Source organism: Shewanella morhuae (assembly GCF_900156405.1).
GTDB lineage: Bacteria > Pseudomonadota > Gammaproteobacteria > Enterobacterales > Shewanellaceae > Shewanella > Shewanella morhuae.
In genome coordinates, this window is record NZ_FTNN01000001.1 from 193,806 (window position 1) to 206,665 (window position 12,860).

Consider the following 12,860-nt stretch of genomic DNA (forward strand, 5'->3'; position numbering starts at 1 on the left):
GCTGTTTGAGTTTATGTGTTAATCAGTCGTATTATGTTTTTCGATAAATAACATCAGTTCACGATTAAGTAAGGAAGCATCACCAAGATTAAGTTCAACCATGCGCTTTAGATGGCTAATGCTGTCAACGTCGATAAAATTGCACTTAAGCCCGAGTTGGGTATTTTTTTGATGCACTAACTCAGTATCTATACTGATTTCAATATCAGATTCTGGCAGAGTGAAACTGAGTGTAATGGCCTCTCCCGAGTTGCTAAAGTGTGCTGGCTCTTCGACCAAAGCACCATTGAGGCTCAGATCAAGAATAGTTGTCTCCCATTTCGTTTCGCCTTGCGCCAGATGAGCATCAGTGGCAAATAGAATCCGCGAAAACATACGTCTTTCGTCCATACCCAATCCTTTTTCTTTCATAGTCAGCTAAAGAGTAGCCCCATCAGTATCCCTAAGCATAAGTCATATTGATGTGACTGTAAAAGCGCCGTTATTTTTGGGCGATAAGGTTAGCTAGATCGCATATTTCACCTATCACTGATATGCAAATGTGAAAAAGTATGAATAATTCACTAAAGCAAATAAGGGAAGTTTAAAATGACTTATAGCGTGTTGGTTGTCGACGATGAAGCGGTTATTCGTGCGAGATTAAAAGGATACTTTGAAAAAGAAGGTTATCGCGTTATTGAGGCCGCGGATGGCGAGCAAATGTGGTACGAGTTTAATCGTCAACATATCGATTTAATTATGCTGGATATTAACTTACCCGGTGTTGATGGTTTGAGTTTGACCCGTGAACTGCGCAGCCGCTCCCATGTAGGTATTATTTTGGTGTCGGGGCGAGATGAATCTATCGACAAAATTATTGGCCTTGAAATGGGCGCCGATGATTACGTAACAAAACCATTCGAACTGAGGGAGTTACTGGTTCGGGTGAAAAATCTCCTCTGGCGAATCTCACTGGTAAAACAAGCTGAACAAGCAGTCGTCGAGGCGTTATCTCAGCCAGATGATGTGATCAGTTTTGATGGTTTTCAATTAGAGTTAAATAGTCGTAAGTTACGCTACGGTGAGGTGTTAATTAAACTCACGAAGGCGGAGTTTGAGTTATTGGTCGCCTTTGCCTTACATCCACAACAGGTGTTATCCCGTGAGCGTTTGATGCAGCAAACCAGTCATCGCAATCAAGATGTCAATGACAGAACTATCGATGTGATTATTCGGCGCCTGCGTAATAAACTCAATGCAGACTTGTTTGTTACCATTCATGGTGAAGGTTATCTTTTTGCCGCTAAAGTGGATGATTAATGAACTATCGGCCTAACTTGATACAAGGGATAAAAGTCGGCCGCTGCTAGGCTGAAGGTTAATGTTGATAAAGCGTTAGACGGCGTTCGCGCTATAATCGCAGGGCCAATATCACCAAATTCCTTAGCGCCTTCAAGTTGTTTTACGGCAATATCGATAGCCAGTTTTCCCTGTAATACGACTAAATCATCATTACTGTAGAGGACTTTTTGCCGCTTGATTCCGCGTAAAATAGCAGGAGATAAGTAACTGCTCACTAGCTTAACTTGTTGGCTTAATCCTTTTTGCTTTAAAGTGCTGATGGCAGACTCAATCGCTACCGCGCTACCGAGAATATAATCTGGCTGCTGGGCTTTAAGCAGCATTTGCAGCTGATCGCGATAAAGATTGCGATTATTATCAGCATGCTGGATGGCGCTAATCGAGACTTGGCTGCCTTCAAGTGCTTGACGAATACCTTGTTCAACCCAATCAGTGCCACCTAGGTTTTCTGGCCCCGCAAGGAGCGCTAAGCTTGCTGTTTTATTGGGATGTGTTGCTTTGGCATCGGCTTTAATGAATTGACCTGCAGTTAGCCCCATTTGATACCAATTTACCCCAATATGGGTTTGCACTTGGTTGCTATTGAGCCGATTAACTAAGGCTATGACGGGTTTGCTGAGCGGTAGTGTAAATTGAGCTAATAAATCTGGGCTCACGGCGCCAAGCAGTATGGCGTCATAATTGCCTTGCATACAGGTTTTGAGCTGTTCGAGTTGTTTTTCTTGGTGGTAATAACTGCCCGCTTCGAAAAGATCAAGGGAGATACCGAGCATTTTAGCGTGGTGAATTAATCCATAATCGATGCCAATCCAGTAGGCATCTTTAAGGTGCGGTACTAGGGCGCAAAGATGCCAAGGCTTTTGTGCTGTTGTCAGGGGTAAGTAAGCTAACGCTTGAGCTTGCTGGATTTTAACATTGAATGGCGTACGCTGCTCTAATGGCCAAGTGATTGTTTGACTAGCCGTAATGCTTGAAAATATCAGGCTAAAGGTGGCGAGTGTGAGCGTGGCAAATAGGTGTAATCGCCGCCAATATTTTTGCATCATCCCGTAGTATCCATTTAGCGTTATTTGGGGTGATATTGTAACAGTTTAAGGAAGATGTGTGGCTCCTTTATCTTTATCGCGCACCAGTTTAACCGGTCGATTAATGCTCGCCTTTAGTGTGTTAGGCGTATTGTTGTTACTGCTTGTGAGCCTAGGTAGCTTGAGTTTGCATTGGCTAAAACAGGCCGATAGTTATTTATATAAAGAATCCTTGCCAGCATCCCAAGCCGCACGCCAACTCGTACAAGCCTCTAATGCGTTATCCGATGGTGTACAACAACTTGGGCGGGTTGAGAATGAACGACAACGTGAGTTTATTGGCCGTAAACTGAGTATTGAAAGTGCCAATATGCTAAGTGGAATTAACTCGTTAACGACTTTAGGCGTGAACGACGCACAACACTTATCGCAATTAGCTAAACAGATCATCAGTCAATTAACTTCGTTAGGGAACAGTGTTGGCCACCGTTTGGGCATGGGCAGTGAGCTACAACTGGCCGCGGGAAAATTGTCTGTTGCGGCTGGGCATACCTCTGAGTTACTGCAGTCTGAACTTGCAGTTGTCGACTCTGCTATCTTGGCTAAGTTAAGTCAGGCATATCCTGACATCGCTGGCACGAGTCGTAGTGGCCAGTTGCTCGACGATGTTATTGATCGCGAGTTAGACATTCAAGAGCAACTTAATCGCGCTCTGACGTTAGTTCATCAAATTGCTCTATTAGGCCAATTATTTGAATCCTCCGAATTACAGTCGCAATTGCAGTTAAGTGTGCCAAGTTTACTGGCGACCTTTGCAAGCACTAATTCTGTCTATCGTCCTAACATTGCTGAGCCCACATTGGCGAGCGCAATGGACAGGGCGTTAGTCCATAAAGTAGAGGGCACAGCGCCAAGTGGCACGAGTATCGATTTAATGGCGCTTGATAATGTGCCTGAGATTATTCGCGATCCGGGTCGTCTACAGGCCTTAAACACCGAATTGGCGGTACTGGCAGAAACCCCGCAAATCATTAAACAGCAAAGAAAATTGAGCTTAACGCTACAACAGCAACAGCGACAACAGCAAGAGTTAGCTGAAAAACTCTTTAGGCTTAATACCTTGGTAGATAGCGCACTTAATCAACAGCAACAGCAGGCTGAAGTGGCACGCAGCGATTATTTACAGCAGATGTCGCTTGCTCGGCTTGGGCTTTGGGGCACGGGTGCCTTGATGTTTATTGTAATGGGATTGGTGATTTATCGGGTGATTTATCGTGGTATCGCATTAAGGTTAAATCAGGCAACTAAAGCGATGTCGCGTTTGAGCTTAGGCGACACCGATGTGAGCTTAGATGCCCATGGCGATGATGAGCTGACTGCAATGGCGAATGCTATCGAAGCCTTCAAGCGGAAAACAGCCCATAATCTTAAATTACAGGCAGATTTACGTCAGGTTGCCGATGAATTGATTGAACACAAAAAGGCGTTAGAGCAAACCGTTGTCACTCGTACACAGCAACTTGCCGAGACGAATATCCGCCTTGACGCCGAAGCTAAAGGCCATGCTAAGGCACGACAGATAGCCGAAGATGCAAGTCAGGCAAAATCTCAGTTTCTTGCGACTATGAGCCATGAAATTCGTACACCGCTAAATGGTTTACTTGGCACCTTAACCTTACTCGGCCACAGTCACTTGCCTCCCGCGCAGCAGCAAATGTTAGCGTTATCGCAATATAGCGGTACGTTACTGCAAACTGTGTTGAATGATATTTTGGATTTTTCGCGTTTAGAGCAAGGAAACTTAACCCACGAGCCAAGGCCTACCGATATTAATAACTTACTTGATGAAGTGCTGGCGATCATGGTGGCGGGCGCCAATTTGGCAGGGCTTAGCCTAACAGTGAATAAGCCTAAATTACCCCGCTGTATCAATATTGATGGTCCTAAATTGCGTCAAGTGCTGTTTAACCTAATTGGTAATGGCATTAAATTTACTCAGAAAGGCGGCGTGACGCTAAATGTCAGCCTGCAAGGGGCTAAATTGTCTTTTGTCGTGCAGGACACTGGCGTAGGTATTACGCCTGCTGCACTAGAGACTCTGTTTGTGCCTTATGCCACCACACCTAACCCCGGGCGCAGCCGAGGTACGGGGTTAGGGCTCGCGATTTGTAAGCAATTGGTTGAGTTGATGGATAGCAGTGACCGTGGGGTTTGGGTTACAAGTCAGCCTGGAAAGGGCAGTGAGTTTGGCTTTGAACTGACCTTTAATGAATGCGATATAACGGATGCCCTAGAAGTAAAGAGTCATGCGTCTGTGCCTGCTCGTCAAGTGCTGGTGGTAGAGGATAATAACGTTAATGTTATGGTAGCGCAGGGGTTTTTAGCACATCTAGGCCATGAGTCAGTGCTTGCTATGAGCTGCCAACAAGCGCTTGAGTTTGCAAGTTCAAGTAGTTGGCGCTTTGATACTGTAATGCTCGATATTCAGCTCAGTGATGGGTCTGGTATCGATTTATTGCCGCAATTAAAAAAATTGATAACCACTCCTAATGTGAAGTTTGCTGCCTTCACTGCCCAGATACAAAGTGAGGACTTGCAGCTTTATCACAAAGTGGGATTTGATAGCGTACTCGCTAAACCACTGAGTCTACCAACTTTAACGCAATGGTTAGGTGTTGCCGTTGCTGCATCGCCCATAGCCACACCGCCCATTATCGCATCAGCAGCTAATGGCGCTGAGCCAGTGGTATTAGCCCCAGTTGCATTTGCCTCTAAAACGCAAGCGACCATGCTTGTGATTGATGATGAACCATTATTAGATGTAACACAGTTAGAGCAAGATAAAGAGGTGCTTGGTGTCAATGCGCTGATTTCTATGCTTGAGTTATTTAGTGAGTCCAGTAGTGAGCAAATTGCCAGCCTGTCACCCACAGCAACTAATTGTGATGCGGCAAAACTGCTACACGGACTTAAGGGCAGTAGCGCCAGCATGGGGTTGATAGCGTTAGCGCAATTAGCTAAGAGATTAGAAGTAGTGCAAAAAAACAGTGCTAGTAACCTGTTAGGATTTGCCCAGTATCAGCAACTTGAGTCTTGCCGGCAGGCATCGATCGCTGCTTTACAGCAATGGCTAGAACGGCAAAGTTAGTTCACTTATCGGTTTACTGGCTATTTATGGTCGATAGCTTGAATTGGAGTAGGTTTGATAAAGCAATCAAGCGAATGTCATCGGCATGATATTCGCTTGATTGATTAACTCAATACTAGCGGATTAATGCAAGCTTGAGCCTATTTATGCCATCTGTGGTTCAAACTGTAAGGTATCTTGCTTCACCCACTCGAGAGTCAGTATTGCCACCGCGCTATAAAAACCATTTTTGTCGCATTTGATCAGTTGTGCTGTAAACGTGGCTAACCAAGAATTGATGCAGGTTTCCAAAAAGCGCAATTGGGTGCTGTCATCACTGTGACAACATAAGTGCGCCATATAGGCGAGCATAACGGCCAAATGGTCTGCAGGCTCTGGAAAATGGCTTTGTACCTGTAATTTACTTTGGTGCAAAAACTCACTCATTTGTTGATGTTGCTGACCAAACAAGAGTGGCTCATCTTCGGTATTTAAATACAGGCTCGCATAGGGTGAAGCGCTGTACTTCGTGCCGACAAGGAAGATACCGCAGTAATCGGCTGCGAGTTCGAGCAGTGCCTCATTGTCTTGTATTTCATTGAGTCTACTGCGTATTTTATCTACGGATGGCGATAGCTGAGTGTCGCTACCAAGCTGGTTCCAGAATTGCTGCGCCGCTTTGCTAGTAAGCTCTTTAAGTCTTTTCTCATCAATTTCGCGGGCAAACAGTGACGATAATAGTTGATAAACCAAGGCTCTGGCATGGTTGATATCGACTTGACTCATTGTATATTCCTCAATGTTGATGCTTTAGTTTGGCGCTAAGATTGAATACTTAGATTTTGTGGATTAGATTTTTTACACGCAGGATACGCCATATTCGGCGCACCCAACGTGATGGTTTTAAGCTTATATTTCAACTTCCAGTGGGCCATCGAAGGAGCTGACCTTAGGCACTTTACCTTGGTATTTCTCAAACTCAACTAAGCAAGTATAAGCAGAGCAAGCTTGGGCAAGCTTTGATGTGCCTATGTCCAAGGTGAGGGTGTTAGGATCGCCATAGCTACATAACGCGCCCACTTCAGCGCCGCCCTCAACACTGCCATCTTTACCCACAGGGCCATACCAGGCGCCTTCGTGAATACGTACAACGCCTTTAGGGAAATTGTTTGATATCACAGCGCCTGCCAGTAATTGGCCACGGTCGTTGAACACTCGCACGATATCACCCTCTTTGATACTACGCGTTTTAGCGTCTATTGGGCTGATATACACAGGTTCGCGGCCATTAACTGTGTAGGTTTCGCGGTACTCTTGCGATTCACACATCTGTGAGTGCAAACGTTTATCAGGATGGCAAGATTGTAACCACACTGGGTGTTTGTCTGAGCCAGGCCCGCCATGGCTACGCTCGGCTTTTTCCATCCAGGTAGGGTGGCCTTTACAATCATCGTAACCAAACTGGTCTATTTTACGGCTAAATATTTCAATTAAGCCTGATGGCGTGCCTAGTGGATTGATTTCAGGATCGTTTCTAAAGTCGGCATGGCGCGTCCATACTTCTCCATCGCCAAAATGTACATAACCTTGTTTCCAGAAGGTGGCAAAGTCTGGCATAGCAAATTTGCCAGCATTAGCGGCTTTGCAATCGTTATAGAGGTTTTGGATCCATTCCATTTCGCTTAAGTTACGAGTGTATTCTTTTTCTTTGCCAAGCACGGCGGCAAAACGAGTAAAAATTTCAAAGTCAGACAAACTATCAAATAGCGGCTCCACCATTTTTTGCATAGCCAAAATACCGCGGTTGGCATAAGCACCATAAACATCAAGATCGTTGCGCTCATAGGTCGTACAAGCGGGTAGCACAATATCCGAGAAACGGCAGGTCGCGGTCCAGTTCACATCGATGCTGACCACACACTCTAATTTGTGGAAAGCCTGCTTCATGCGGTTTCTATCTTGATGGTGGTTCCATGGATTATTACCGGAGAACACCATCATTTTAATATCGGGATAGACTACTTTTGAACCGTTGGCGTCAATAGTTTTGCCAGGTTCGAGAATCGCATCAATCCAGCGGGCAACCGGAATAGTACTGCTGGCACCTTTAAAGTCAGTGCTATCGAAAAGCGGTTTTTGATTTTCGTCTAAGTTACGTGGAAAAGCCCCCGGTGCTGCGGCGCCCGATGCAGGAACACCAATACTCGAGTAGTGGTGACCATAGCTAATACCACCACCTGGCAAACCAATTTGACCCATCATGGTCGCTAACACCGCTGCCATCCAATAGGGTTGTTCGCCATGCTGTTGGCGCTGAATACACCAACCCATCATAAATTGGGTACGGCCTTTGACTAAGGTTTTGGTGAGGTCGCGAATAACATGGGCCTCAATACCGCAGATGGGCGCGGCCCATTCAGGGGTTTTAGCTATGCCATCTTTAGTGCCCATCACATAGGGAACAAACTCTTCAAAGCCTAGGCTGTAAGCTTGGATAAATTTATCATCATAGAGTTTCTGGCTGATCATCTCGTGGGCGATAGCCAACATTAACGTCACGTCGGTTTGTGGGTTGACGTAAAGTTGCTCGCAATCTAAATAGGTTTGGGTTTTTGATACCACGGGATCGATACTGATCACCCGAATCTTGCCTTGTTTGACCTTTTCTTTTAGTTGCGCAAGGTAGGCAAATGATTCGTGAGTTTCAGCATTCCAACCCACTTGTAGGTTTTTATACGGATCGTTTGACCACAGGATAATAGTATCGCTGTGCTCTAAAATCAGTGGCCAAGAAGTACCTTGGGCATAAACCTCAGTTGAGCCTAATACGTAAGGCATGATGGTTTGGCCTGCGCCAGTTGAATAATCGCCAATTTTCTTCACATAATTGCCGTGCATACCCACAGCGCGCTGCATATGGCTGGTGCAAGAATGCAGTTGACCCGTGGCGCGCCAACCCGTTTGCCCCGCATGTAGGCCCGATGGGCCATATTTGGTTTGCACTTCATCGAGTGAATGCTTAAACAGTTTTAATGCCTTGTCCCATGTGACCCGAACGAAGCGAAAATCACCCCGTTGCAAAGTATTGCTTTTATGGCCTTTGAGTAAAAAATCTAAACGCACCATAGGGTAACGCACGCGAGATGGGTTATAGACCATGCCGCGGATACCGTTAATCATGTCCGTTGGGTACTTGTCGAGGTCAAAGGGTTTTACCTCGGAAATTACGCCATTTTTGCGCTTAATTTTAAAGGCGCCAAAGTGTGAGCCTGTGGTTAACCATTCGTCTTCATTAATGCCCGTTTTGGCTAAGGCATTTAAGGGCGCTAACACTGAGCTGCCACCTAAGGCGACGAAAGAGGATGAGGCGATGCCCTTTAAAAAATCTCGTCTGTTCATAGTATTACTCCCGAATTAGTGCTCTTTTTTCACAAAAGTAGATGAATGTTCCTGCAGATACTTCTGCACTAACGCTTGGGTGTCTTGATCCATATTCACAAAGGCCAACATGCCTTGGAACATCCCCGGCCAAGTATTGGCATCAAAGTGCGCTTCATCTGGTTGGGTATGGCATACACTACAGCTTGAGCGGAAGGTCGTTTTGGCGTAACCCCAAAGCGGTTGCAGATCGGTCAGCAGGTAATCTTTCTCGGTCCAAATCTGCGCTTCAATCCGCTGCCATTTTAGGCCAGTCATAGGGTCTTCTTTTTCTTCAAAGGTTTGGATTACGCCTTCGGTTTCAGCGGCATCTTTGCTCAGCTGCGCGGACAAAATATTCACGCCAAAGTCCATGTAGATCACGCGGCCAGCACCAATCTTTTTACGCCAACCTTCGATAGCTATTTTGATGCGTTTACCTTGGGTATCAAGCACTTTTACTTTAGTCGCTACGTTGAGTGTGCCTGCTTCCACATCGCCTTTGTCTGTGAAGAATAAAGGTTTAGTTAGAGCACTGTAATAGCTTTGATTGGTTTCTACTGAGCTAACACCTGAGCCAACTTCGGCAATCAGTTCTGGCGCCCGAGCAGTGCCCATTTCTGGTAAATGGTGAGCAATACCTTTGTGGCAATCGATACAGCTTTGGTCGATTTCGGCGGCGCGTTTCATCTGTTTTTGGGCCAGTGTTGACATGGTTTCCCATTTCATCGAGTTGTAGTTGTGGCAGTTTTTACAGGCTAAGGAGTTATCTCTGTCAAAACGTTTCCATTCACGGCTCGCCATTTCTAAACGTTTAGCTTCGAATTTCTCAGGAGTATTAACCGTGTTAAATAACCAGCCCCAGACATCGTGCGAAGCTTCCATTTTTCGGGCGATTTTACGGCTCCAGTTATGCGGTACGTGACAATCGGGGCAAGTGGCGCGCACGCCAGAATGATTCGACCAATGTACGGTTTCTTGTAATTCTTGGTACGGCTTACTTTCCATACTATGACAGCTGATACAAAAAGCTTCGGTATTGGTGGCTTCAAGTGCGGTGTTAAATCCGCCCCAGAAAATGATGCCCATGATAAAAGCGCTAATACTTACCGCGCCTAAGGTGAGCGCTTTAGTAGGTTGGTTCAGTGTGCGCCAGAGGTTGGTTAACCACTTCATAATCGCGTCCTCAAAAAAGTAACTGCATGTTAAATAACGGTAGATTTAGTGGCCGGCAACGCCGCCGAAAGCTTGGATCATCCAGATGACGAGCCCATAAAAACCGATCCCGGCGATGGTGAGTGCGGGGAAGAGTAGAAATATGATGAATCCAAGCGCTTTAAATTCACGACTGCGCGTGGATGATTCTGGTGTTTGTACTTGCATATTGGACTTTGTCATTGGAATAGACTCCGATCGAAAGCGATGTTTGATAGGGTTACTATAAAGTGTAGGTGTGAATAGACTTGCGTGTAGGCATGAACGAGATTTGATAAAATATGAAAGATTATGAAAATTTGTAATGACGATTTATTGTTGGTGATGACTTTAATCTAGGTTATTTTTTTTCAAACAACAGAGTTCTATTTTTACTGCTAATTATTTGCCAAAGTCTTTGCTGTGCCTTAGCTTTTTTCGGGTTTTTCCCGTATTATCCGCGGCCAACAATGGCTGTGTTTATTGGTTTAACTACGGTTAACTCTCGAAAAGCATACAGCTTGCAGATCATGGATTTTCCCCATTGTAGGAAAATGATATGGATCTCTCACCTAAGTCTTACTGAGATTTAGGGCTCTAATCTGCCGCAGCCCGTGTCGCTAATTGCATTTTAAGCCAATTGGTATCGACCCTATTTTAAGAGATCACAAGGTATAACCCTATTATGTCTGAGCAATTGAGTTCAACAGCCGTACCCTCAGGTTCGTTTCTGGACCGTTATTTTTCTATCCAACAACGTGGCAGTACTGTTCGCCAAGAAGTGATTGCGGGATTGACAACTTTCCTCGCGATGGTTTACTCAGTAATTGTCGTACCAAACATGCTAGGCCAAGCGGGGTTTGATCCTGGCGCTGTATTTATTGCCACCTGTTTAATCGCCGCCTTTGGTTCTTTATTGATGGGGTTATGGGCTAATTTACCTATGGCCATTGGTTGCGCTATTTCGCTGACGGCCTTTACTGCTTTTAGCTTAGTGCTCGGCCAAGGCATGTCGATTCCGGTCACATTAGGCGCTATCTTCTTGATGGGGGTGACCTTCACATTCGTGAGTGTGACGGGAATTCGCCAATGGGTGCTGGCTAATTTGCCCAAGGGGATAGCCCATGGTACGGGTATCGGTATTGGCTTGTTTTTACTCTTGATTGCTACCAATAGCGTGCAGTTGATTGTGGCCAATAGCGCGGGTTTACCGGTGAAATTAGGTGATATTAATAGCTTGCCAGTTATCGCCACCGTTTTAGGTTTAGCGGCGACTATTGGTTTAGAGCGTCGCGGCGTGCCTGGCGGGATTTTGTTGGTGATTATCGTCTTATCGGTATTTGGCTTAGTGTTTGACCCGAGCGTTAAATACCAAGGTTTATTTGCCTTACCTGATTTAGCTTCTGAACATTCACTGATTGGTCGGCTTGATATTATGGGTGCTTTTAATCCTGTGGTATTGCCTATCGTACTCGCATTAGTCATGACGGCGATTTTTGATGCGACCGGGACTATCCGCGCTGTAGCAGGGCAAGCAAATCTACTTGATAAAGATGACAATATTGTTGGTGGTGGCAGAGCTTTAACTTCAGATTCTGTTAGCAGCATGGTGGCAGGCTTGGTTGGCGGCGCACCTGCAGCGGTATACATCGAGTCGGCAGCAGGTACTGCTGCTGGCGGTAAAACAGGGTTAACGGCGACGATTGTTGGCGTACTGTTTTTATTGATGATGTTTTTAGCACCGTTAAGCTATTTAGTCCCTGCGTATGCGACAGCGCCAGCGTTGATGTATGTTGGACTATTAATGCTGAGCAATGTGGCAAAACTCGACTTTAACGATAAAGTGGATGCCATGGCGGGCTTAACCTGCGCGGTGTTTATTATTTTAAGTTGTAATATCGTCACCGGCATTATGCTGGGTTTCGTCACGCTGGTGGTAGGTCGTATTTGTAGCGGTGAGTGGCGCAAACTAAAAGTAGGCGTGTTAGCAATTACCCTCGGTTTAGTTGTATTTTATATGGGCGGCTGGGCGATTTAAATACTCAAACGTGACACTAAAAAGCGAGTGCTAACTGACTTAGCACTCGCTTTCTGCCAATGAAAGATGTTCTGAATAAGCTCGAAGTAAGTCTTTCCAAGTTACGATACCCACTAAGCGGCCATTATCGAGTACCGGTAAGCACCCAACATGATGGTCTAAAATAAGATGGGCGGCGGTGTCTAAGCACACATTTGGGGCAACGGTGATAGGGTTTCGAGCCATGACCTGATGCACGCGTTTTTGTAAGGTTTCTAAGTCCTTAACTGTCTCGCCGATACTGCCAATGTGTGGGCTAATGGCACGTAATAGATCTCGCTCTGAAAGCACGCCTTCAAGTTTGTTATTATCAACCACTAATAAATGATGGAAATTTGCCTGTTCGAATATCTCTTTTACCACACTGAGACGATCGTCCATTTCAATTGTGACGATGCGGGTGCTCATAATATCGGCGACAACAATCGACATAATATTCCCCTTCATGCTTACCTACCCTGAGGCTGGTTGATTTAACACGCTTCATTACAGCTACTTATAACAGAGTGCCAATTAATTAGCTAACCTGATTACAAATTGTTAACGTAAATATTTGTTCTACCAAATTATGCATCTATTCAGCATCAGTGCGGCTTTCTGCGCTTAGCTCAATAAGGTCATGATAGTTTTTGTTAGAAATAATGGTGACGTAATGTGTTGGTGTCGGTTGATAGAAAAG

The 12,860-nt window shown here is 45.3% G+C and carries 10 protein-coding genes; 3 read left to right on the top strand and 7 right to left on the bottom strand.

What is annotated here, in order from left to right:
- Nucleotides 1-18: 18 nt before the first annotated feature.
- Nucleotides 19-390, bottom strand: coding sequence for a PilZ domain-containing protein (locus tag BW947_RS00875; RefSeq protein WP_076496435.1), 372 nt, complete (start codon nt 388-390; stop codon nt 19-21).
- A 198-nt stretch (nt 391-588) separates the two neighbouring features.
- Here BW947_RS00875 and torR point away from each other — a divergent pair, with 198 nt between their 5' ends.
- Entirely contained in the window at nt 589-1,299 is a 711-nt protein-coding gene (gene torR, locus BW947_RS00880) for a two-component system response regulator TorR (RefSeq protein ID WP_076496436.1), read from the top strand.
- Here torR and torT read toward each other — a convergent pair.
- Complete coding sequence (gene torT, locus BW947_RS00885; RefSeq protein WP_076496437.1) at nt 1,296-2,387, bottom strand: TMAO reductase system periplasmic protein TorT; 1,092 nt, start codon at nt 2,385-2,387, stop codon at nt 1,296-1,298. The genes torR and torT overlap by 4 nt on opposite strands.
- Nucleotides 2,388-2,445: 58 nt before the next feature.
- Here torT and torS point away from each other — a divergent pair, with 58 nt between their 5' ends.
- Nucleotides 2,446-5,514, top strand: coding sequence for a TMAO reductase system sensor histidine kinase/response regulator TorS (gene torS, locus BW947_RS00890; protein ID WP_076496438.1), 3,069 nt, complete (start codon nt 2,446-2,448; stop codon nt 5,512-5,514).
- A gap of 144 nt (nt 5,515-5,658) precedes the next feature.
- Here torS and torD read toward each other — a convergent pair whose 3' ends face one another.
- The 4 genes from torD to torE form a co-directional block, all read right to left on the bottom strand.
- Nucleotides 5,659-6,279 carry a molecular chaperone TorD gene (gene torD / locus BW947_RS00895; RefSeq protein WP_076496439.1) on the bottom strand — a complete coding sequence of 207 codons (621 nt, stop codon included), beginning with the start codon at nt 6,277-6,279 and terminating at the stop codon, nt 5,659-5,661.
- Nucleotides 6,280-6,402: 123 nt separating this feature from the next.
- Entirely contained in the window at nt 6,403-8,892 is a 2,490-nt protein-coding gene (gene torA / locus BW947_RS00900; protein WP_076496440.1) for a trimethylamine-N-oxide reductase TorA, read from the bottom strand.
- 15 nt (nt 8,893-8,907) lie between these two features.
- Entirely contained in the window at nt 8,908-10,086 is a 1,179-nt protein-coding gene (gene torC, locus BW947_RS00905; protein WP_076496441.1) for a pentaheme c-type cytochrome TorC, read from the bottom strand.
- Nucleotides 10,087-10,131: 45 nt separating this feature from the next.
- On the bottom strand, nt 10,132-10,308 hold the full coding sequence (gene torE / locus BW947_RS00910; RefSeq protein WP_076496442.1) for a trimethylamine N-oxide reductase system protein TorE: 177 nt from the start codon (nt 10,306-10,308) through the stop codon (nt 10,132-10,134).
- Between the two features lie 481 nt (nt 10,309-10,789).
- Here torE and BW947_RS00915 point away from each other — a divergent pair, with 481 nt between their 5' ends.
- A complete protein-coding gene (locus BW947_RS00915; protein ID WP_076496443.1) occupies nt 10,790-12,142 on the top strand; it encodes an NCS2 family permease in 1,353 nt (450 codons plus the stop codon).
- Between the two features lie 39 nt (nt 12,143-12,181).
- Here BW947_RS00915 and BW947_RS00920 read toward each other — a convergent pair whose 3' ends face one another.
- Entirely contained in the window at nt 12,182-12,613 is a 432-nt protein-coding gene (locus BW947_RS00920) for a CBS domain-containing protein (RefSeq protein ID WP_076496444.1), read from the bottom strand.
- Nucleotides 12,614-12,860: the final 247 nt, after the last annotated feature.